This window comes from Pararhizobium sp. (assembly GCF_965279435.1).
Lineage (GTDB): Bacteria > Pseudomonadota > Alphaproteobacteria > Rhizobiales > Rhizobiaceae > Pararhizobium.
In genome coordinates this window covers 914502-937410 of the sequence record NZ_CBDIHY010000003.1, presented here as the reverse complement: position 1 = coordinate 937410, position 22909 = coordinate 914502, and the positions used below count along the sequence as shown (strand labels likewise).

Here is a 22909-nt window from a genome sequence, read left to right as displayed (position 1 = left end):
TGGGACCGCCTTTGTGGGCGATCCCAAGGTCGTTAAAAACTACTGTTTTTTGGCTTCTTTGGTGTCGGCGCGGCCGCTGGGGATGGTGCTGACGGTAACCGAAACCGGGTCACTGGCGGGGAAGGACGACTCCAGTCCCTCATCCAGCTGCTCTTCCAGAGTGCCGGTATCGCCGGCGGCTCGTGCGCTTCGCAGCGACACCACGGCGGGGGATTCGCCAGTGGAATCATTGTCAGAGCCGGAACTATCCGCTGCCTCTTCCTCATCGGGCTGATCGAATGTCGCGACCTGCAGCATCATCGCTTTCGCCCTCGTGATGGCATTCAGGCGGTTCAGGCCATCGGATTCGGTCTGGTGCATCTGAACGGAAATGACATCCCCACCTTCGCCGACAAATTCGACGGTCATCAGCCCGGATGAAGGTTGCGGGTGAACCTGTGTGCCGATTACTTCCATGACAGTCGCCTCCATGATTGCGTTACCGCTAATAACCACACTGGCGAAGTTTTGTTCCGGTTGCGAGTTCACGCCGCAACGGACATGGCCGCAGCCCGAACGCAACAAGAGCGGCCGGAGCCGCTCTTTGACAGGATACTGAAGCGGCAGCGATCAGGCTGCGACGTCTTCCATCTCACGTTCCTTGAACATGCGCGCAAGGTTGAGGAAGCAGATCATGCCGGTCTCGTTGGCAATGATGCCTTCCGCATAGCTCTTGTCGAACGATGTGGTGATTTCCGGAACCGGCTGAACCTGGTCGCCACGGACGGTCAGGATGTCGGAGACGCGGTCGACGACGAGGCCGATGACCATGTTGTGGACTTCGGCAACGACGATGGCGCTGCGCTCGTTGGCAACCGTGCTCTTCATACCGAGCTTGTGGGCAAGGTCGATGATCGGGATGACGGTGCCGCGCAGGTTCATCACGCCGAGAACATCAGCCGGCGAATGCGGGATCGGGGTGGATGGCGCCCAGCCGCGGATTTCGCGGATCGTCGTAGTCTTCACGCAGAACTCCTGATCGTGAAGACGGAAGGCGATGATCTCGAGCGTTTCGTGACCGAAGGTACCTGTAGAGATCGTGTTGTTCATCAAAATTCTTCCCAGCTATCCCGATTGGCGGCAACTGCCACGTTTGAACTAAAGGCCTTCGCTACCCGGTTGGCCATGGCTCGGGCCGGGGAAGCGACTGGTTTTGCGTCCTGCCGCGCTGCCGCCAAGCGACCCTGCGATGCCTCACCGACCTTGAACTGGCTGAGCAGACTGAAAAGACCGTCTGCTTCTTTAGCCAAGGCGTGGCTGGCAGCCGTGGATTGCTCGACCATTGCTGCATTCTGCTGTGTACCTTGGTCCATTGTATTCACAGCCTGGTTAATTTCTTTCAAACCTGTCGCCTGTTCTTTTGCACCTTCTACAATAGCGGTCACATTGGTGTTGATCTGCTGCACCTGGGTCAGGATTTCCTCCAGTGCCTTGCCAGCCTGGCCGACGAGAGAGACGCCGGTTTTGACTTGATCGCCGGAGGTGGTAATCAGGCTCTTGATTTCCTTGGCCGCCTTTGCCGAGCGCTGGGCGAGTTCACGCACTTCCTGTGCCACCACGGCAAACCCCTTGCCGGCATCGCCGGCCCTGGCCGCCTCGACGCCTGCATTGAGGGGCAGCAGGTTGGTCTGGAAGGCGATCTCGTCGATCACGCCGATAATGCTGGAAATCTCGCGCGACGAGTTTTCGATTTCGCCCATCGCCTTGACGGCATTTCGTACCACCTCGCTGGAGCGTTCAGCGCCCAGCTTGGTCTGCGCCACCAGCGTACCCGCCTCTTCGGCGCGGCGGCTGCTGTCGGCAACGGTGGTGGTGATCTGCTCAAGGGCTGCGGCCGTTTCCTCGATCGATGCCGCCTGCTGCTCTGTGCGTCTTGAAAGATCCTGGGCGGCGATGCTGATTTCGCCGGAACCAGCGGCGATTGCCTGCGCATTGGTGCCGACGGCGCGCATGGCCTGTTTCAGTTTGTCGATGGAGTCGTTGAAGCTGAGGCGGAGCGTTTCCAGTGCCGGGATGAATTGTTTGTCCAGGTGCTGATCGAGATTGCCGCCGGCCAGATCCTGCAGCGCCTCCGCCAGTTCCTGGCTGTTGTTGACGCGGCCGGTAATGTCGGTGGCGAATTTTACCACCTTCATCACGGATCCGTTCAAATCGAAGATCGGGTTGTAGCTAGCCTGGATCCACACCTGCCTGCCGGCATTGCCGATTCGCTTGAATTCGTCGGCGATAAATTGGCCGTTGCGCAGCTTGGCCCAGAAGTCCCGATATTCGTCGCTGCGGCTATAGGCGGGTTCGCAGAACATGCTGTGGTGCTTGCCCTGAATATCGGCAAGTTGGTAACCGAGCGTCGAGAGAAAATTCCCGTTGGCCGTCAGAATGTCGCCGCTCGGGGTGAACTCGATAACGGCCTGGGCGCGGGAGATTGCATCGATCTTGCCGGCATCTTCGGCGTTTTTCAGTTTTTCGGCCGTGATGTCGGTGGCAAACTTGACGACTTTGTAGGGTTTTGATCCCCGGAACACGGGATTGTAGGATGCCTCGATCCAGATTTCCCGGCCGCCTTTGCCAATCCGCTTGTACTGGCGTCTATCGAATTCGCCGCGCGCCAGCCGTGCCCAGAATTCGCGATAATCCGTGCTTGCCGCATCGGCTGGATCGACAAACATGCGGTGGTGCTGACCGACGATTTCCGGGAGGTCATACCCCAGCGTTTTGCAGAAGTTTTCGTTGGCTGTGAGGATTTTGCCCTGCAGATCGAACTCGATGATCGCTTGCGATCGCTGCATCGCAGACAGGATTGCCTTGGCGTCGCTGCCGAACGGCGATGGGAAACTGCTCATGGCTGTCGGTCCTTGTGTGCACGGTTGGACAACGCGCGCGCAGGCGCGCCGCGCGATCGGGGCGGATTTTCACTGAATGGGAATGCGGACTGTTGGAGAACGATACCGGCAATTGCGTCTGCGTCGTCATGTCATGCCGGATAAACGGCGTTGCGCGAAAGCATCATGCCCCGGTGAATACCGGCCGCGTAGTAATATCTAGGGGGTAAAACTTGAACAGATATTTAAGATTTGCCGATTTCCGATCAATGATCGGCATAAATATGACTAATGAATATACCCGGCTCAACGCCGGGTATAGGAAGAAAGTCGAGTACATTCAAAGGGTGCGGAAAGCCGCGTTTCCGGGCTTTCTCCGCGCCAATCACTGCGCGGTGAGAACGCCCGCGAATTGCTCGACGGCCCAGTCCACCTGGTCTGCGGTGATGACCAGCGGCGGTGCGATGCGGATTGTGTCGCCATGAGTGTCCTTGGCCAGAATGCCGCGTTCCTTCAGCGCTTCGCAATATTTGCGGGCACCACCGGCTTCCGGTACCAGTTCAACGGCCAGCATCAGCCCACGGCCGCGCACGTCCTTGATGATGTTGGAACGGATGTCCTTGAGGCCGGCCTGGAAGCGGTCACCCATGCGGGCGGAGTTGCCGATCATGTCTTCTTCGGTCAGGGCCTTCAGCGACGCCCGGGCGATGGCGCAGGCGAGCGGATTGCCGCCGAACGTCGAGCCATGCTGGCCGGGCTGCAGGACGCCGAGCACCTCGGAATTGGAAAGAACGGCCGAGACAGGATAAAAACCACCGGACAAAGCTTTGCCGATCAGCGTCACGTCGGCCTCGATGCCTTCGTGCTCTTCGGCGAGCAGCTTGCCGGTGCGGCCGAGGCCGGTCTGGATCTCGTCGAGGATCAGTGTGATGCCGTGCTTGGAGCACAGCGCGCGAACCTCAGGGAAATAGCCCTGCGGCGGGATCATCACGCCGGCTTCGCCCTGGATCGGTTCGATCAGGAAGGCGACCGTGTTTTCGTTGATCGCGGCGCGGAACGCTTCGATATCGCCGAAGGGCACGGTCTTGAAGCCGGGTGCGAACGGGCCGAAGCCGGAGCGGGCATCCGGGTCGGTCGAGAAGCCGACGATGCCCATGGTGCGGCCATGGAAGTTGTTGGAGCAGACGATGATCTCGGCCTTGTTTTCGGCAACGCCCTTGACCTCGTAACCCCATTTGCGCACCGCCTTGACGGCGGTCTCGACGGCTTCCGCACCGGAGTTCATCGGCAGGATCTTATGGCTGCCGGTGAGTGCGGCCAGTTCCTCATAGAAATGCGCGAGCTGATCGTTGCGGAAGGCGCGCGATGTCAGCGTCAGCTTCTGCGCCTGCTCGACCATTGCCGCCAGAATTTTTGGATGGCAATGGCCCTGGTTGACGGCGGAATAGGCCGACAGGCAGTCGAGGTAACGGTTGCCATCGAGATCCCAGACATAGACACCTTCGCCGCGCGACAGCACGACGTCGATCGGCTTGTAGTTATGTGCGCCGAGCCGGTATTCGGTTTCGATCAGTGCGTTGGTCGTGTTCATGGTTCCTCCGGTATTTTTGTTATTTGTTTTTGGCTCAGGCGCCGCGGGTGGGGCGATCGAGAATACGGCGCCCGAACAGGCTTGCCGTCAGCTCGACGAGAATCCGGGCGCTCTTGCCGCGATCGTCGAGGAAGGGATTGAGTTCGACCAGATCGAGCGAGGAGACGAGGCCACTGTCGCAGAGCATTTCCATGATCAGGTGCGCTTCGCGGAAGGTCGCACCGCCGGGAACCGTGGTGCCGACGCCAGGTGCCAGTTCCGGATCGAGGAAATCGACGTCGAGGCTGACATGCAGCAAGCCGTTGGCGGCTTTGATCGTGGCGATGATCTCGTGCATGATATGGGCCATGCCGGTCTCGTCGATGGCGCGCATGTCATAGACATTGACGCCATGCTCGGCGATTTCCTCGCGTTCGCGGTCATCGACGGAGCGGATGCCGACTTGGAAGACGTTCTTCGGATTGACCATCGGGCGGTCTTTGTCGAGGATCGGCGCAAATTCCGCCTGGCCGCAGAAGAAGGCCACCGGCATGCCGTGCATGTTGCCGGACGGCGATGTCGCCGGTGAATTGAAATCGGCATGGGCATCAAGCCAGAGCACGAAGAGCGGACGGTTCTGTTCGGCGGCATAGCGGGCCATGCCGGAGACCGAGCCCATCGACAGGGCATGATCACCGCCGAGGATGACCGGGAATTTTTGAGCGCGGGCAGCCTGGTGCACCGATTCGTCGAGTGCGCGTGTCATCGCCGCGACGATCTGTAGATTGTTGGCTTTCGGATGGTTCGGCAGGTCGCGGGCAGGCAAAGGCTTCAGGTCGCCTTCGTCGGTGACGCTGTGGCCAAGACCGGCCAGAATGGTGTCGAGACCTGCAATGCGCAGCGCTGCGGGACCCATCGCAGCACCGCGACGGCCGGAGCCTTCTTCGAGTGGCGCGCCGATGAGCACGATGTTCTTCTTGGATTCAGCCATGGTCTTCCCCGCAAGTTCGCGTGATGCCGGTTTGCCCGGTTTGTGCGCGGATTATACGGGTTTGTTCGTTGGCAAATAGATGGAAAACTGGCAAATAGGTGGCAATAATTGACACTATGAGAAGTGCGGATGGACAGAATGATAAGTCTCGACGATCTTGATCATGCCCTGATCAGTGCGCTGCGCCACAATGCCCGCACACCCGTTTCAGCCCTTGCCGCCACCACAGGCGCATCGCGCGCGACCGTTGCCGCCCGGATCGACCGGCTGGTGGCGTCCGGCACTATTGCCGCCTTCACCATCCGCACCGGGGCCGAGCTTTCTGGCAGCGGTGTGCGCGCTATCGTCATGATTGAAATCCACGGCAAGATGGCCGATCGTGTCGCGGCTCAGCTGCGCGGCCTGCCGCAGGTGCGTGCGCTGCACTCCACCAATGGCCGCTGGGATTTCATCGCCGAACTGGAGGACAAGGATCTCGGTACCTTTGACGAAACTCTGCGGCTCATCCGGTTGATCGACGGGATCAACCTGACGGAGACAAACATCCTCTTGAAGACCAGCAAGATTTCGGCAGCGGTTTAAGTCGGATGATACTGACCGGCGCCGACAGGCGTCGCTCAATATTCCTTCTCATAAAAAATTCCGCCGCCTGCGCCGCTGGCTCCGGCTTCGCCGCGCAGCTTGACGCCACGGCCGACGTCGAGATTGATGATCGCCTTGCCGCCGCCGGCCTCAGCCCCAGATTGAAGCTCGAGATAGGTCCGGTCGTTGAGATATTTGCCGGCCGTTACCGTGGCGCCGCCGGTCGCATCGGTCGAAACGTCGAGGTCGTCGACACCCAGCTTGTTGCGCAGACCGCTTAAAAGCGAATTGGAGCCGCCGCCGGCCAGTTCACTGACAGCAGCAGCCAGCTGGGCGATCTGCAGGGCCGAAAGATTGGACAGCGACCGGTTGAAGATCAACTGCGCCAGGATTTCATCCTGAGGCAAAGCGGGTGACGACGAGAACGTGATCGCCGGGTTGTTGGCAGGGCCGGCGACATTGACGGTAACCGTTGTTGATCCGGCGGTGGAGGTTGCATCCAGATCCAGCGTCGGGATCAGGTTGCCCCCGAAGCTGATCGTGCCATCGGCGAAGTTGAGGCGCTTGCCAAGGATTTCCAACCGGCCACGCCGCATCTCGAAACCGCCGGACACGGCCGGTTCCGAGGCCGTGCCGCGGATGGTCAGGTCGCCACCGAGTTCGGCATCGATGCCACGTCCGCGGACGAATAGTTTTCCCGGAGCGCTGACGGCCAGGTCGAAGGCAACGCCGCCGCTCTTGGTGCCGCCGCTGCTGGCCGTGTCGCTGCGGACGTCGGCCTGCATTTTGCGCACATTGGCCGGGGCGTTCTTGTGCTTGATGTTGATCTCGGACAGGGACGCCGGCAGCTTTTCCGGAATGGTGATCGAGGCTTTGTGGATCGTAACCTTGCCGCCCAGTACCGGCGTTGCGGTCAACGAGCCCTTGAGCGTCAGCGCGCCATCGACACTGGCGGTGAACAGGCTGCCATCGACATAGGTCGCATCGGCAAGGCGGATGGCAAGGTCGGCCGGGAAGCCGGAACCGGGGGCGATGCCGACCGTGCCGGTGACATCCAGCGTACCGCCGCTGGCAAGCTTGCCGGAGAGTTTCTGGATGTTCGCCTGCTTGCCGTCGAGTGAAATATTGGCAGTGAGATCGGTGATCGCCAGATTGCGCCGCACATCGACGAAGCGTGCACCAGAGGTCGAGATCGTACCGGTCACCTGGGGTGCCGTTGCGGCACCGGTGATGGAAAGATCGACATTGGCGGCGCCGGTCAACGTGAAACCCTGGTCGGCCAGAAGGTTGGCGGCGAGACCGAACGGCAGGTTGCCCGACGCTTTGACGTCGATCGGCTTGTTGCCGGTGATGCCGATTTTGCCACCGGCCTTGAAGGCAAGGCCGTCCGCACCGTTGAGGGTGGTGTCGAGTGTCACGACGTTGTTGGCAAACTGGCCTTTGGCGGCGATATCGAGCGCGCCGACACCTGCGGATTTCGCCTGCGCGAGCGCTGCGTTTGCCCAGCGCAGATCGTAGGCCACGACAGGTGCCGCTGCGGTTCCAGTGACATCGACCTTGCCGCTGATGGCACCGTCGGCACCCAGCGACGGCACGAACGTGTTGGCAAGGCTTGCGGGCAGTGCGTTGAGATCGACATCGAGATTCAGCTTTTCGCCGGCCGAGCCGGTGACCGCGATTGTTCCGCCCGAAGCGCCGATCGTCAGCTTCTGCAGGCTGACCTTGCCGTTTTCGATGGTGATCGTCGTTGGCGCCGCGAGTTTTACCGGGATCCTTCGTGGTGTTGCGGCGAAAGAGGCGAGATTGACGATGGTCTTGCCGTTCGCCGTTTCGATATCGGCGCGGAGATTGAGCGGCGCGCCGTCATACTGGCCATCCAGTGTGACGTCCGTTTTGCCGGCCTGCTGGGTGAAATCGAGCTTCAGTCCGCCAACGCGGTTTTGGCCTTGCGCGAATGTTTCGACGGAGAGATTGCCCTTGATGGCAAGGGCCTTGAGGTCGGCGATGGTGATATCGGCAACCGGCTTGGTGATGACGAGATCGCCGCGCTTGATGCCGGAACCACTGGCTTTCAGTGCGATCGAAGTCTTGCCACCGTCGCTGTTGATCGATGCTGATCCGGCGATGTCGCCGGATGCCTTTTCACCGGCCATGGCGGCGAGCAGGCCGACATCGGGGAAGGTGAAGTCGATATTGCCCTGCGGCAGGAAATCGGTGGTGAACTGGATCTTGCCGTTCAGCCTGTTGTCGCCGATCTGCACCTGAAGGACCGGAAGACTGGTACGGCCTTCCTGCGAGACGAGGTCCGCGTTGACATTGATCGCCTGACCGCCAAGCGCACCGGTGGCCTTGATCTTCGCCTGCGGGTTTTTCGGATTGACGGTTGCATCGGCGGTGAGCTGAAGGTCGCTCAAGGTCCGGCCGGCCAGAGTGGCGCCGCTGGAGGTGACTTCAGCCTTGATACCGAGATTGTCGAGCGGGCCGGTGGCATCGACCTTGAAGTCGGCGATGCCGCTGGCATCGGCCAGGACCTTGCCGAGATCGGGCAGCGTACCGGTGAGAGCAGCCGTCAGCGCTCCGTCCTTGAGACCGAGGGATCCTGCGGCCTGGATTGCTCCGGAACCGACGGCGAGCCTGCTGATATCAACCGCACCATCGGCGCCGGTGGTCACCATTCCGGACAATGTGACCGGCGTGTCGAATTTGGCGGAAAGGGACGTCGGCAGCCCGGCCGGAAGCACCGACAGGTTGAAACCGGCATTCAGGGTCTTTGCGGCAATCTCGAACGCGCCATCGACGGTACCGCCGAGGTTGCTGCTGTCGATGGTGACGGGGTCGAAGCCGATCCGGTCCGGCGACACGTCCAGAATGGTCTCGATCTTCAGTGGCCCCTTGACCAGCCTGTCGAGGTCGGCGCTCGTCAGTTGCGTATTGCCGGTCTCGATGCGGGTCTTGATCAGGCCGGTCTGCGTGGACAGGTTGAACGCATCGCTTCGAGCCGTCAGTCTGATGGCTTCAAGGCGGCCTTGCGGCAAGGCAAGTTGACCACCGACAGCCTGGACGTCGAGGACCGCCGCTTGCATGCTGCCGGTGATCGACGCTGTGCCCGCATCGAGCACGACATGCGCCTCGCCGTTCTCAAGCGGCAGACGCGCGTCGATCCCCGCGAGTGTCGCGGTGACATCGAGCTTTTCGCCGGCACTGCCGTTCAGCGTTACCGTGCCGCCGGATGCGGCGATCGCCAATTCCTGCAGATTGACCGCACCGTTTTCGATGGTGATCGTTGTCGGGGCCGCCAGTTGCAGCGGGATTTTCTTCGGCGTGGCTGCAAACGACTGGAGATTGATTGTCGTCTTGCCGTCGGCACTCTGCAAATCACCGCGCGCCGTCAGAGGGGCTGCGTCATAGGTGCCATCGAGGGCGAAGTTGGTTTTGGGACCCTGTTGTTCGAAGCCGAGCTTGAGACCGGCAAGGCGCGTGTCACCTTGTCGGACTTCTTCGACCGTGATCGCACCCTTGATCGCCAAAGCTTTCAGATCGGCAATGGTGATGTCGGCAGCGGGTTTGCTGATCACCAGATCGCCGCGCGTAATGCCCGAACCGTTGGCCTTGACGGCAACCGAGGTCACGCCGTTTTCAGACTTGATGCTGGCCGTACCGGCGAGATCACCAGACGCGGTTTGGCCGGCCATGGCCGCCAGCAATCCGAGATCGGGAAAATTGAAAGTCAGTGCGCCATTCGGCTGGAACTCCGGCGTCAGGTCGAGTGCGCCGGTTAGCGTGTTCTGCCCAATCGTCGCCTCGATCGAAGGAAGGCTGGTGGCGCCCTTGGCGGAGGCGATTTCGGCCTTGGCGTTGATCGCCTGCCCGTCCAGCGAGCCCGTGGCGGTCACCGTCGCATTGGGCCCGTTCTGGCCGACGGTCGCATCGGCGTTGACGGCGAGATCGTTGAGGGTGCGGCCGGCAAGGGTTGCGCCGTTCGCTGTCACTTCGGCCTTGATGGCCAGCGCGTCGAGCGGTCCGTTGACATCGGCCTTGAAGTTGGCGGCACCCTTGGCGTTTGCCAGGAACCTGCCGATTTCCGGAACGATACCGCTGATTGCTGCGGTCAGGTTTCCGGTTTCAAGTGCTGCCGATCCGCCTGCCTCGATGGTGCCGGATTTCAGCGCCAGATCGCTGACGGTGACGCTGCCGTTTGCGCCGGTGCCGAGATTGCCGGTAATGGCGATGGTCGTGTCGAATTTCTCCGCCAGTGCCGGAGGCAGGACGGCAGGCAGGGCGAAGATTTTGAAACCGGTTGCCAGCGTGTTTTCGGCAATCGTGTAGGAGCCGGTCAGCGTTCCGCCGACGCTGGCGCTTTCCAGCGTCAATGGATCGAAGGAGATCGTTTCAGGCGTCGCTGACAGCGTGCCGTCGATCTTGAGCGGGCCTTTGATCAGGCGGTCGATATCGGTGCTGATAAAGCGGGTCGCACCGGTCTCGATCGTTGTCTTCAAAGGACCGGTCTTGGTCGAGAGATTAAAGCTGTCGCTGTAGGCATGCAGCTTGATCGCCTCGATCTCGCCCTGCGGCAGTGTTGCCTTGCCGATATCGGCGCCGATGTCGAGGACGGCCGTCTGGGCATCGCCGATCAGCGAGACGTTGGCATTGTTGATCGAAAGCTGCGCCTCGCCTTTTGCCAAAGGCAGGCGGAAGTCGATCGGGCCGCTCTTTCCGGTCAGGCTTGCCTGAAGGTCGTTTTCGCCAGCCGTGCTATAGGTGCCGGAGGCGGTCAGCGTCAGTGCGCCGGTCGAAAAGTTGCCGGTCTGGATGCGGATGGTCTTACCGTCGACCGCTGCAGACAGATCGATGTCGGTGGTGCCTTCGAACAACGGGCGGAAGGCTGCTGGAAGCAGATCGCTGAACGTGCCGCCACCCTTCAGCGAGACGGTACGGAAGCCGTCGGCCGCAAGCGTATGCTGGCCGCCAAGGTTCAGGACCTGCTGACCGTCGAGTGCAGCTGTCGCCGTACCGCTCCAGTTGGAAAGTGGCCCCTGTCCGGTGACGTTGACGCTGATCGCCGGTTCGCCCGGCAGTCGCATCGCCTTGGCGAGCAATCCGCCTTTCGGTTCGTTGATGGTGGTTTCCAGGCGAAGCTCGTTGCCGGCCGGATTGAAGACGATGTCGGCGATGGCCTTGGCATCCGGCCGGTCGCGCTGCGCAACGGTGAGCGCAGCGGCAATGCTGGCATTGGTGGCAGAGAGCTTACCCTGCGCATTGAGGAACTGATCGATACCGGCGATATCCTTGCCGATGATGATTTCCTTCAGATCGAATGTATCGATCTTGACTTCAAGCGGCAACGCGAAGGTCTGTCGGACTTCCTTGGTTTCCTGCGAGGGGATCGGCAGCCGTTCGAGGCGCACGGATCCGGCCGACAGTTTTGCCGCATCGAAGCGTTTTGAAAACAGCGCTGTTGGCGACCAGTCGATCGCCACTTCGCGGATTTCCGCATAGATGCCCCTACTGTCGAATAGCGTTACGCTGGACGCCGTGAAATCGCCGGTCAGCAGTGCGCTCGGATCGTTGATGCGAACGATCTGATCCGGCGTCGAGGCATATTTCTCGATCATCGCGGCAACAAAGCGCGCACCTGGCGCGGTAAAGCCTGCGAAAAGCACCAGAAGCACGAGCGCGACAAGGGCAAAGCCTGCACCATAAGCCAGCCAGCGTGACGCGATTTTCAAAAAACGGAGCAAACGATTCATAGTTCATCCATAGCGCAAGTTGCGTTGCGGTGAAATTGCTTCTGAAACCGGCTCCTTGCGTCCGGGTTCAGGCCGTGGTGACTGCCCTTGGCAATCAGAAGGATTGGCCGATACCGGCATAGATTCCGTATTTGGTACCGCCCGGATAGGGATTCAGCGGCACGGCGACATCCAGCCGGATCGGCCCGAACGGCGTATTGTAGCGCAGGCCGATGCCTGCACCGGCGCGGATATCGGAAAAGTTCGGCGCGGTCTTGGCCGATACCGTTCCCGCGTCGATGAAGGGAACGATGCCGATCGTATCGGTGATGCCGATGCGCGCTTCCACCGTGGCGTTGACATAGGAGCGTCCGCCGAGGATTTCGTTGTCGCCGTTGCGCGGGCTGATCTCCTGGTAGGAATAGCCACGCACCGTGCCGCCGCCGCCGAGATAGAAGCGCCGGTTTGCGGGAATCGAGGCGAGGCCGTCGCCACCGGCAATCACGCCGGCGCCGAGCCTTCCGGCCAGAACGAAACGGTTCTCCTCACCGAACCCGACATAGGCTGCTGCCGATCCCTCAAACGAGCTGAAGAAGCTCTGGCCTTTGATCTCGTAACTCGGCTTGGCGTTGATCGAGGCGCGATAGCCTGAAGCGGGATTGAGCTTGTTGTAGCGGGTGTCGCGGACATACTCGATCGGGATCGATGCCGTCAGATATTTGTTTTTTCCAAACGCATCCTCGACATCGGCCCAGGCCAGTTCACCACCGGCCGATACCGTGTCGGTGTCGGACAGCTCGAACGTGGCACCCGCTGCTGCTGTGAAGATTGTCGCCTTGTAGGCATCGGGATCGAGCAGCTGCGCCTTCAGGCTGGCATTGAAGGTGGAGGCAGGGCCGAAAGCCCCGGGCTTGGCAAACAGCAGGCCGGCCGAATAGTCGAGGTTGCCGATATCGGTGGTTTCGCCGATCCGGCTGACCGAGCCTTCCAGACGCAGGGATTCGGCCCGCCCGAACAAGTTGCGATGGCCCCAGTAGCCCTGGAGACCGAAGCCGTCGGTGGTGGAATATTGCGCGCCTGCACCGAAATAGCGTTGCTTGCCTTCGGAGACTTCGATGCTCATCGGAATAGTGCCATCCGGCGCCAGCGCATTCGCCTGCTTGATGGTGACGCTGGAAAACACGCCCAGCTGCCGGAGCCGGTCGGACGCCTTGCGCAACGCTTCCGGAGAATAGGGCTTGCCGCCGTTCAGCCGGGAATAATCGGCAACGAAGGTTGGATCGACGGTCTTTGTCCCGGTGACGGTGACGGTACCCACCGGTGCAACGGGGCCACCTTCGGCGGCAATCGTGACATCGACGGTGTTCGTCGCATGGTCGGCAACGACGCTGCGATCAGTCAATTTGGCCAGTGGGCGGCCTTCTTCCTTGAGATCGTCGACGATCTTTTCACCGGCCTTGATGATCAAGGTCGAATCAGCGCGTGCACCGGGCTTCAGATATTCGTCCGGCCGGCGCCCAACAGCATCACCCTTCAGAACGACATTACCCAATGTAAAGACGGGGCCGGGGGTCACCGTGATTTCAACGGGCACCGGAGCGCCATCTGGAAAGACGGGATCGGGCGGTAGCGTATCGATATCCTGACCGTTTACCTTGACGGCGACGGTGCCGCCGTAGCGTGCCTGTTCATAAAGGGCTGCCAGCAGACGGTCACGGTCGTCGCGGGCCTTGATGGCGAGGCCAAGATCGCCGGAAACCGGCTTGTCCTTGTCCTGATATAGCCGGGAGCTGTTTTCCAGCGCCGACTTCAGATCGGCGTCTCCGGTAGATTCATTCAGCGTCAGGCTGAAATTGACGGGATCGACGATGTCGTTGGGTTCTTCTTCTTTTTCGAAGAACCGCATACCGAAGATCTTGAAAGCATAGGCGTCGGTGACCGACAGAGGCCCGCACGCAGCCAAAGCCGCGACCGCAAAAGCAGCACCAATCTTCCGATACGCAACACTCATAGTCGGCAAACGCATAATTTCCGCATTCCGCTGTTCAGGCCACTTCGAACACCTGCCTGCCATCACGGCAGGGGTACAATCGCATGACAAGGTTTGCCGTTTGTTAATGATGACCCTACACAGCATTGGCCGGGGGATGAAGACTTTCGGCCGTCTTTTTGCAGAAAAGCCCTGCTGGTGTGGCATGAGGGAAACAAAAAACCCCGGATTTCTCCGGGGCTGAGAGTGGAAAAGCGGTGTAATGCGCCACTTTTCGCGGTGTGGCCTGCAATTAACGCGGGCAGCTGTCGATGTAGCGGCGGCCGTAGCGGTCGCGGTAGTAGCACTGGCCGGGCTGTTCGGACACGTTGCCAATGACAGCACCCGAAACGCCACCGATTGCTGCGCCAACGGCAGCGCCGCGAACGTTGCCAGTGATTGCTCCGCCGATGATAGCGCCGGAAACCGCCCCGATACCGGCACCCTTTTCAGTCTGCGTGCAGCTCACCACGGATAGAGCGAGCAGGACAAGCACGATGGCCTTCTTCATTTGTTTCTCCAAATCTGGACGCGGGACCCGAGTTCCCGGCCGTCCGTTTCTCCCCAGGGATAGAAGATGGACGGTAAGGTCCCCCTCCGGTCTAACTTGCACCTTCAAAAGATAAATGCCTGTCTGTGAAAGTCTACAGATATCCTGCAAAATCCCCTTGGCGCAAGTAATGCTATTCAACCTGAACGGAAGCTGAAGGCTGTTCCCTGTGGGACAGGGATTACCGCTGATCCCATTGAAACAGAATATAAGCAGCGGATGCTCCGTCCTTTTGGCATGGTCTTGACTCAGATCAAGGTTAAGTGGAATGAAATCCATGACAGGTAGTTTGGAACTGTTCAAAATTAGGGGCCTTTTGCCGCACTTGGCCGCGACAACCCTCGCAGAGGTTGACGCCGCCGCGCTTTGGATCAAAAAGACGGCAAGGTTCTGGAGACAATGATGGATTTCGAGAGTTTCTTTAAAGGTGAGTTGGACGGCCTGCATCAGGAAGGCCGCTACCGCGTTTTTGCCGATCTGGAGCGCCAGAGCGGGCAATTCCCCAAGGCGACCCGTTACAATTCGGCCGGCGAGAAGCAGGACGTCACCGTCTGGTGTTCCAACGACTACCTCGGCATGGGCCAGCACCCCAAGGTCACCGAGGCGATGAAGCTCGCCATCGACCAGTGTGGCGCGGGTGCGGGAGGCACCCGGAATATTTCGGGCACCAACCATTATCACGTTCTTCTGGAGCGCGAACTTGCCGACTTGCACGGCAAGGAATCGGCGCTGTTGTTTACCTCCGGCTACGTGTCCAATTGGGCAGCGCTCGGAACGCTCTGTTCGAAGATTCCCGGTGTGATCGTCTTTTCGGACGCCGGGAATCACGCATCGATGATCGAAGGCATCCGCTACTCCAAGTGCGAGCGGGTCATCTTCAAGCACAATTCGCTTACCGATCTCGAAGCCAAGCTTAAGGCTGCCGATCCGCGTGCGCCAAAAATCATCGCGTTCGAATCCGTGTATTCGATGGACGGCGATATTTCACCGATCAAGGAAATCTGCGACCTCGCCGACAAGTATGGCGCGATGACCTATCTCGATGAAGTGCACGCTGTCGGCATGTACGGCGCGCGTGGTGGCGGCATAGCCGAACGCGAAGGCCTGATGCACCGCCTGACGGTCATCGAAGGCACGCTCGGCAAGGCTTTTGGCGTGATGGGCGGTTACATCGCTGCATCCACGGCGTTGTGCGATTTCATCCGTTCATTCGCCTCCGGCTTCATCTTCACGACGGCTCTGCCGCCAGCACTTGCTGCCGGTGCGGTCGCCTCGATCCGTCACTTGAAGGAAAGCCAGGTCGAACGCTTCGCCCACCAGGAACGCGTCCGCCGGCTGCGCAATCTGCTCGACAAGAACGGCATTCCGCACCTCGACAATCCGAGCCATATCGTGCCGGTGATCGTCGGCGATGCCTCCAAGTGCAAGTGGATCTCCGATCTGCTTCTCGACAATTGCGGCGTCTACGTTCAGCCCATCAACTATCCGACGGTGCCGAAAAAAACCGAGCGTCTGCGCATTACCCCGACGCCGCTTCATTCGGATGCCGATATCGATCATCTGGTCGGCGCGCTGCATCAGCTCTGGTCGCGTTGCGCGCTGGCAAGGGCCGTCGCCTAAGCCAAAGGTTCCTTGGCAAAGGCTTGAATTTACAATGCGGATTGTCGAAAGATGATCCGCATTTTTGATTCTGGACAGTCTTTCAGGAGTTCTCCGCATGGGCATCGAGCACAGGCTCAATCAGGTGATCGACCGGTTTCTCGAAACCGGAAAGATTACCGGAACCGTCGTGCTTGCCTACGAGCATGGCCAACCGCTTTTCCGCCGCGCCGCCGGGTTTGCTGACCGGGAAGCGGGCAAGCCGGTTGGGTTCGATACGATTTTCCGCATGGCCTCGCTGACCAAGCCAATCGTTGCGGCAACGGCCCTGGCAATGGTTGATCGCCGCCTGATCTCTCTGTCCAATCGGGTTGCCGAACACCTGCCGTGGTTTCAGCCGAAGGCGCCAGATGGTAGGGCAGCGGATATCTCCATCCATCAGCTACTCACCCATACCTCGGGTCTGGTCTATGATGTAACGCTCGAACATCTGCCGGCGGCGCAGGCGATGACCTGCGGTCTGCTCAATACCGATCTCGATTACGAGGCCAATTTCAGCCGTCACAACGCGGTGCCGCTGGCTTTCGCCCCGGGTACGCAATGGGCCTATTCGTTCGCAACCGACATTCTGGGCGCAATCCTCGCCAAGGTTCATGGCGGGTCGTTGGAAGATGCGGTCGTGACATATATCGCCGGTCCTCTCGGGATGGCTGACAGCCGATTTCACGTCACTGATCCCGCGCGGCTTGCCGTGCCTTATGCCGATTCGGACCCATCAGCTGTGCGGATGACTGATCCTTATTTTGCGCCGGGAGATGCAGGCTGGACGCTGGGGTTTTCGCCATCACGGATTTTCAATCCCAAGGCGTTTCAATCCGGCGGCGCCGGCATGGTGGGAACGGCTGGTGATTTTCTTGGCTTCCTGGAGACGTTGCGCACAGGTGGCGGTGCCGTTCTCAAGCCGGAAACGGTGGGTTTTGGTCTTTCCAATCGCATCGGTACGCTGGTCTCGGACCCGGGCTGCTCCTTCGGCTATTTCGGTGCGGTGGTCGAGGATCAGGCAGAGGCACTGACGCCGCAGCCGGCCGGAACAGTTCGCTGGGGCGGTGTCTACGGTCACAGCTGGTTCATCGATCAGGCCAACGGGCTGACGGTGCTCAGCATGAGCAACAATGCGCTTGAAGGCTGCATGGGCGAATTCCCCGGCAAGATCGTCGAGGCGGTATACGCGGCTTAGCCTGATTTCAGGCTGCAGCGGCCTCACGCTCGACGATCATCTTTGCGATACGCCGGGCTTCGCCATCGACGGCAAAGACATCGTCCATGCTGGATGCTGCCGGTATCGCAGTCATCGCCTCCATGACGGTCTCGGTGATCTCGGCCATCTGCAGGAAGCCTACTCGTCCGTCGATAAAGGCCTCCAGCGCGACTTCCTTGGCGGCATTCAGTACCGCGCTCTGCATGCCGCCGCGTTCCATCGACAATCGTGCAAGGCGCAGCGCCGGGAAGCGTTCTTCATCCGGTGCCTCGAAATCGAGCCGTGACAGTTTTGCAAAATCCAGTCGTTCGACATCGAGCGCCGGCCGTGCCGGATGCGACAGCGCATAGCCAATGGCGGTGCGCATATCGGGGCAGCCGAGCTGCGCCAGCACCGAGCCGTCGCTATAGCCGACCATCGAATGGATGACCGATTGCGGATGGACGATCACTTCGATCTGGTCCGGCCGCATGCCGAAAAGATGCTTGGCCTCGATCATCTCGAGCGCCTTGTTGAACATCGAGGCACTGTCGATCGAAATCTTCAGGCCCATCGACCAGTTGGGATGGGCGCGCGCCGTTGCGGCGGTCACATCGCGCATCTCGGTCAGCGTCGATTGACGGAACGGGCCGCCGGATGCGGTGAGAATGATACGCTCTACAGCGTGACGCTGGTGCTCTTCCAGCACCTGATAGATGGCATTGTGCTCGCTATCGACCGGCAGCAGCTTGCCACCGCCGGCATGGACGGCGGCTACGAAGAGATCACCGGCAGAAACCAGGCATTCCTTGTTGGCAAGCGCGATGTCGGCGCCGCGCCGGGCTGCGGCCAGTGTCGGGGCAAGACCGGCCGTGCCGACGATGGCGGCCATCACCCAGCCGGCGTCGCGCTGCGCCGCCTCGATCAGGCCGTTGCGGCCAGCCGCGACTTCGATGCTGGTGCCTGCCAGCGCTGCCTTGAGATTTTCATATTGGCCCTCATCGGCCGTCACGGCGAGTTCGGCGCCCGCTGCCTTTGCCTGTTCGGCAAGTAGCGCGACATTGCCGTTGCCGGTCAATGCGGCAATGTCGAACGCATCACGTCCGCCGAGTTGGCGGATGACGTCGAGCGTATTGGTGCCGATCGAGCCCGTCGAGCCCAGAATAGTCAAGCGGCGTTTGCCTTGCGCGCCGGAGGTCATGGCCAAGTCCCGTTGTTTTTATTGTTTCCCGGTAGGCTCTACAGGTGAAAGCCGATGCCAACAAGGGTAGCCTCGCTCCGGGTGGTGGCGATAGGGTCGCAGGTGCTGCGAATCAATGGCCGCAGCGGGCGGGGCGAAACCTGCCGTTTGCCGGAAAGGATGTTCCTGATGTTGAAACTTGCGCTGTTTCTTTCCTGCTCCTGTGTGCTGATCGACGCCACGTCGGTCTCCACCGTCGCGGCCGAATCGGTGCCGAACGCGCTGGTGGGGACGTGGCTGGCGGAGGATATCGGCGGCGGCGGCGTCATCGACTTTCTGCAGACGACCCTGGAAATCAACGATGACGGCACCTATTCCGGCTTTGCCGGCTGCAACAATTACACAGGCACCTTTGACCTGAAGGACGGGGAGATTGTCTTTGGCCCGGCAGGTTCGACGCGCAAGATGTGCGTGCCGGCGGTGATGGATCAGGAGACGAAGTTTTTCGCGGCCCTGAAGACCGGGCTGTCCTGGAGGATCGAAGAAACCAAGCTGGTGCTGGCGAAAGCCGATTCGAAGACAGCTCTGCGGCTTGCTCCGCATACGGTGTCGTCAGACGTTCTCATCAACATTCCCGGTGCCCGGACAGTTGACCGGCAAGCTGTGCGTTACGATTGCGCCGGCAAATCCGTTGCTGCCGAATATATCAATGCCGGTCCGGTCTCGCTGGTCACGCTTGCCATTGGCAGCGAGTTCGTGGTCGCCTCAAACGTACTTTCAGGATCGGGCGCCAAATATGCGGGCGGGCAATATGTCTGGTGGACGAAGGGTGACGCGGCAACGCTGATCGACACTATGAAGGGTGACAACGACCCGGGCGTCACCTGCTCGAAAGTAGAGTGAACCCGGCTCGCCGGTGGTAAGTACTGGTGGTTTCCTGTCGCTCTGATCCGTTGACCGAGCGCCGCCAATTTTGCCCATCCCTATACCCCGCTGACGATAGCCGCCGCTTCTCTTGATGTCAGGCCGAGGTCTTGCGCCGGGTGATGAAGCTGAGCGCCAGCACAGCGAAGATCAGCAGGCCGGTGCCGACCTGTTGCCAGTAGAAATTCAGCCCGGTGAGCAGCAGGCCGTTGGCGACGATGCCGAGCAGCAGTACGCCGAGCACGGTACCGGAGACGTTGGGGCGGCCAAGGCGCGAGAGCGTCGTGCCGATGAAGGTGGCGCCGATGGCGTTGAGCAGGAAGGCGCTGCCGGAGGAGGGGATATAGACGGTGACCGTCGCCGACAGGATCAGTCCGGCGACCGCTGCAATCAGACCGGCAAGAATGAAGGCCACGGCCACATGCGCACGCGCCGTAATGCCGGAGTAGCGTACGACGCTCGGCTGGATGCCGATTGCAAGAGCGACGCGGCCGAAGCGGGCGCGGGTCAAGATGATGGTCGCTCCAACGATGATGGCGGCGGCGATGATGAGCGGAACCGGAATGCCGGCGACGGCGCCGCGCCCGAGAAAGCGGAAGGCTTCGGGAACGCCTGATGGAGGCAGATAGACCGGGTTGCCGCCGTTGGTCAGAAGCTGCTGAATGCTGCGGCCGATGAACAGCGTGCCGAGCGTGGCGAGAAACGGTGAAATGCCGATGCCTGAAATCAGTACCGCATTAAAAGCCCCGACCGCCGCGCCTGCGCCAAGACCCGCCAAGGCTGCGACCGCGATCGGCTGGCCGGCAAGCACCAGGGAGACAAAGGCGAAGCTGGCGAAATCGACGGCTGTGCCGACCGACAGATCGATGCCGCCAACCGAGACGGCAAAGGTCATGGCGATGGCGACGATGGCGAGCAGCGTAAAATTGTTGACGAGAATGCTCTGCAGGTTGGCGATTGTGAGAAATGTCGGGCTGGCGAAGGAGAAGATGGCAAATACGGTGATGAGTGCCAGAACGAGGGCGTTGTTGACGATCACGCCGATGATGGCGCGAGGGACGGACGGTTCGATTGCGGAGGTCTGCAGGGTCATGATCAGGCCTCCTGCCTGCGCAGCAATGTCGTTGCCGAAACCACGAGCAGGATCAACAGACCCTGGATGCCGCTGACCAGCACGCTCGAAATGTTGAGAAGCTGGAAACCGTTGACGAGGAAACCGACGAACAGGGTGGACAGCAGGGTGCCGATTACCGTCGGTACCAGCCGCCGTGAGAAGACGGAGCCGAGCAGGGCGGTAACCACCACCGGCAATAGCATCTCGCCTGAGCCTGTGGTGCTGCCGCTGAGATTGGAGACCGACAGGACCCCGGCAAACCCGCCGCACAGGCCGCTGGCGATGAAGGCGCCTGCGACCAACCGGCGAACCGGCAGGCCGGCGGCGCGGGCCGCGTCAGGAAATTCGCCGACGGCGTAGAGACGGAGCCCGGTCGGGGTGTATTGCACGATGGCCGCAGCGATCAGCGTGAAGACGAGCAGCACGTAGGCGAGCGCCGGAATGCCCAGAGGACCGGATGACGACAGCGCCGTAAGCAGCGGCGTCGAGGCGGGAATGACGGTATTCTGCGTCAGCACCAGTTCGAGGCCGGCGACTATGTTCATCACGGCAAGCGTTGCCAAGAGCGGCACGATACCGGCGCCGACGACGGCGATGGCGTTGACCATACCGATCAGAACGCCGGTGAGGAGGGCGGCTGCAACCGCCGTCGCATCTCCATAGCCGAGTTGAGCAGCCGTCGCGTAGACGGCGGCGCTCAGGCCCATATTGGCGGCGAGCGACAGGTCGATGCCGCCGGTAACGACGTTGGAGCCGCCGGCGATCAGCACGACGGTCAGGCCGATGGCCAGCACGCCGGAGATCGCCGACGGGCCCAGCACGTTGCCGATATTGCCGACGCTGAGAAAGTAAGGCGCGGTCAGTGAAAAGACGAGCAGGATGGCAACGAAAGCGACCAGCGATCCGGCGCGCAGCGCACTGGCGGCGAGACTGCCACCCCGGCTCGGCTTCAATGGTGAAACACTTGGTTCAAAATGGATGACGGGGGCAAGCTGGATATCAACCGACATGGCGGAGAACCTCTGAGGAGCCGGTGGATGCGGCAAGCACGTCGTCTGGTGATGTCTGAGACGAGATGAATTCGCTGATGATGCTGCCGCGGAAGAGGACGAGGATACGATCGGTGATGCCGATCAGTTCCGGCAGGTCGGATGACAGCACGATAATGCCGGCGCCGCGGGCGGCGAGGTCGCCGATCAAGTTATAAATCTCGACCTTCGAGCCGATATCGACGCCGACCGTCGGCTCGTCCAGCAGATAGATTTCGGAATGGCGGCTCAGCCATTTGGCGATCGCCACCTTCTGCTGGTTGCCGCCGGAGAGCGTGCGCACAAGGGCGTTGCGTCCCGATGTCTTGACCTCAAGGCGGCGGATGAGATCATCCGCTTCGCGCCGTTCGCTTTTGAAATCAAGAAAGCCGAGGCGGGTGAAGCGTTTCAGCGACGACAGCGTGATGTTTTCCGTGACGCTGAGATCAAGCGCCACACCGTTGCCGCGCCGGTCTTCCGGCACGAGCGCAAGGTGCTGGTCGACGGCCTGTGCGGGATTGGCGGACCGTGCCGGTTTGTCGTCGATCTCGATCTGCCCGGAGGTTGCTGTTTCCAGGCCGAACAGCGTGCGGATCAGGTCCTTGGCGCCGGAGCCCAAAAGGCCGGTCAGGCCGAGCACTTCGCCACGCCGCAGCGTCAGGGAAATATCCTGATATTTTCCATGTGACGACAGGTCGTCGAGGCTCAGGATGTCCTTGCCGAGTGTGACGCTGCGTTTCGGGAACATATCGGCAATGTCGCGCGCCACCATCAGCCTGGCGATGGCCGCAGCCGACGTTTCGCCAAGCGGCAAAGTGGCGACGTCTTCGCCATTGCGCAGCACCGTGACGGTGTCGCAGAGTTCTTCGATCTCGTTGAGATAATGTGAGATGTAGATGATCGTCACGCCCTCGTCGCGCAGGCGGCGGATCAGCCGGAAGAGAATATCCGCCTCGCGGCGCACAAGGGCTGCCGTCGGCTCGTCGAAAACGAGCACTTTCGGCTGGTCGAGCAGCGCGCGGGTGATCTGGACGATCTGTTTTTCGGCAGTGGAAAGCTCGCTGATCAGCGCACTGTTGGGCAGCTTGACGCCGAAATAATCGTCGAGGATTTCGCTGGCCCGGCGCTGCATAAGCCGCCGGTCGAGAAAGGGCGTTCCGGCGATGCGCGGTTCCCGCCCAAGGAACAGGGCTTCGCCGACTGTGAAGGTCGGAACCAGCAGGCGATCCTGGTGGATGAAATGGATGCCGAGTTCTTCGACGCGGTGTGGGGTGAGCCTGTCATAGGCCTGGCCGTCAATTTCGATGCGGCCTTCGTCAGGCTGATGCAGGCCGGCAAGCAGTTTGATCAGCGTCGATTTGCCGGCACCATTCTGGCCGACGAGGCCATGCACCGTGCCGCGCCGGACGCGCAACGAGGCATGGCTGAGCGCCGGCGCGCCATCAAAGCGCTTGACGATCCGGTCGAGATGAATGGCATCGCCGGTTTCGTCTGGTGAAGCTGCGCTCATGGCTTGTCCGT

The 22909-nt window shown here is 60.8% G+C and carries 16 protein-coding genes; 4 read left to right on the top strand and 12 right to left on the bottom strand.

Annotation, left to right across the window (positions count from 1 at the left end):
* Positions 1-39 precede the first annotated feature (39 nt).
* The 5 genes from ACQY8Q_RS10085 to rocF form a co-directional block, all read right to left on the bottom strand.
* Entirely contained in the window at positions 40-456 is a 417-nt protein-coding gene (locus tag ACQY8Q_RS10085; RefSeq protein WP_428426455.1) for a hypothetical protein, read from the bottom strand.
* A gap of 153 nt (positions 457-609) precedes the next feature.
* Positions 610-1089 (bottom strand): chemotaxis protein CheW, encoded by a 480-nt coding sequence (locus tag ACQY8Q_RS10080; protein WP_037097448.1) that lies wholly within the window; start codon positions 1087-1089, stop codon positions 610-612.
* Complete coding sequence (locus ACQY8Q_RS10075; RefSeq protein WP_428426454.1) at positions 1089-2879, bottom strand: methyl-accepting chemotaxis protein; 1791 nt, start codon at positions 2877-2879, stop codon at positions 1089-1091. The genes ACQY8Q_RS10080 and ACQY8Q_RS10075 overlap by 1 nt, the downstream gene beginning before the upstream one ends.
* Before the next feature lie 364 nt (positions 2880-3243).
* Entirely contained in the window at positions 3244-4449 is a 1206-nt protein-coding gene (gene rocD, locus ACQY8Q_RS10070) for an ornithine--oxo-acid transaminase (protein ID WP_428426453.1), read from the bottom strand.
* 34 nt (positions 4450-4483) lie between these two features.
* Positions 4484-5419 carry an arginase gene (gene rocF / locus ACQY8Q_RS10065; protein WP_428426452.1) on the bottom strand — a complete coding sequence of 312 codons (936 nt, stop codon included), beginning with the start codon at positions 5417-5419 and terminating at the stop codon, positions 4484-4486.
* A gap of 138 nt (positions 5420-5557) precedes the next feature.
* On the opposite strand from rocF, the gene ACQY8Q_RS10060 reads away from it, so the two are divergent.
* Positions 5558-6001 (top strand): Lrp/AsnC family transcriptional regulator, encoded by a 444-nt coding sequence (locus ACQY8Q_RS10060; RefSeq protein WP_426128249.1) that lies wholly within the window; start codon positions 5558-5560, stop codon positions 5999-6001.
* 35 nt (positions 6002-6036) lie between these two features.
* On the opposite strand, the gene ACQY8Q_RS10055 is transcribed toward ACQY8Q_RS10060, so the two are convergent.
* The 3 genes from ACQY8Q_RS10055 to ACQY8Q_RS10045 all read right to left on the bottom strand — a co-directional run bounded on the left by ACQY8Q_RS10055 (position 6037) and on the right by ACQY8Q_RS10045 (position 14267).
* Positions 6037-11748 carry a translocation/assembly module TamB domain-containing protein gene (locus tag ACQY8Q_RS10055; RefSeq protein WP_428426451.1) on the bottom strand — a complete coding sequence of 1904 codons (5712 nt, stop codon included), beginning with the start codon at positions 11746-11748 and terminating at the stop codon, positions 6037-6039.
* A gap of 94 nt (positions 11749-11842) precedes the next feature.
* Positions 11843-13753, bottom strand: a complete 1911-nt coding sequence (locus ACQY8Q_RS10050; RefSeq protein WP_428426450.1) for an autotransporter assembly complex protein TamA — start codon at positions 13751-13753, stop codon at positions 11843-11845.
* Between the two features lie 256 nt (positions 13754-14009).
* Positions 14010-14267 (bottom strand): YMGG-like glycine zipper-containing protein, encoded by a 258-nt coding sequence (locus ACQY8Q_RS10045; RefSeq protein ID WP_428426449.1) that lies wholly within the window; start codon positions 14265-14267, stop codon positions 14010-14012.
* A gap of 441 nt (positions 14268-14708) precedes the next feature.
* On the opposite strand from ACQY8Q_RS10045, the gene hemA reads away from it, so the two are divergent.
* Positions 14709-15926 carry a 5-aminolevulinate synthase gene (gene hemA, locus ACQY8Q_RS10040; RefSeq protein WP_426240651.1) on the top strand — a complete coding sequence of 406 codons (1218 nt, stop codon included), beginning with the start codon at positions 14709-14711 and terminating at the stop codon, positions 15924-15926.
* A gap of 97 nt (positions 15927-16023) precedes the next feature.
* A complete protein-coding gene (locus ACQY8Q_RS10035) occupies positions 16024-17142 on the top strand; it encodes a serine hydrolase domain-containing protein (RefSeq protein ID WP_428426448.1) in 1119 nt (372 codons plus the stop codon).
* Between the two features lie 7 nt (positions 17143-17149).
* Here the strand turns inward: ACQY8Q_RS10035 and dxr are convergent, their stop codons facing one another.
* Positions 17150-18343, bottom strand: coding sequence for a 1-deoxy-D-xylulose-5-phosphate reductoisomerase (dxr, locus tag ACQY8Q_RS10030; protein ID WP_428426447.1), 1194 nt, complete (start codon positions 18341-18343; stop codon positions 17150-17152).
* A gap of 168 nt (positions 18344-18511) precedes the next feature.
* Between dxr and ACQY8Q_RS10025 the strand changes: the two genes are divergently transcribed.
* Positions 18512-19225 carry an META domain-containing protein gene (locus tag ACQY8Q_RS10025; protein WP_428426446.1) on the top strand — a complete coding sequence of 238 codons (714 nt, stop codon included), beginning with the start codon at positions 18512-18514 and terminating at the stop codon, positions 19223-19225.
* Positions 19226-19343: 118 nt separating this feature from the next.
* Here the strand turns inward: ACQY8Q_RS10025 and ACQY8Q_RS10020 are convergent, their stop codons facing one another.
* Genes ACQY8Q_RS10020 through ACQY8Q_RS10010 form a run of 3 tightly spaced genes read right to left on the bottom strand, consistent with a single transcriptional unit; the run spans position 19344 to position 22898 of the window.
* Positions 19344-20339, bottom strand: a complete 996-nt coding sequence (locus ACQY8Q_RS10020) for an ABC transporter permease (RefSeq protein WP_428426445.1) — start codon at positions 20337-20339, stop codon at positions 19344-19346.
* Between the two features lie 2 nt (positions 20340-20341).
* Positions 20342-21370 carry an ABC transporter permease gene (locus tag ACQY8Q_RS10015; RefSeq protein ID WP_428426444.1) on the bottom strand — a complete coding sequence of 343 codons (1029 nt, stop codon included), beginning with the start codon at positions 21368-21370 and terminating at the stop codon, positions 20342-20344.
* Entirely contained in the window at positions 21360-22898 is a 1539-nt protein-coding gene (locus ACQY8Q_RS10010; protein WP_428426443.1) for a sugar ABC transporter ATP-binding protein, read from the bottom strand. The genes ACQY8Q_RS10015 and ACQY8Q_RS10010 overlap by 11 nt, the downstream gene beginning before the upstream one ends.
* Positions 22899-22909 lie beyond the last annotated feature (11 nt).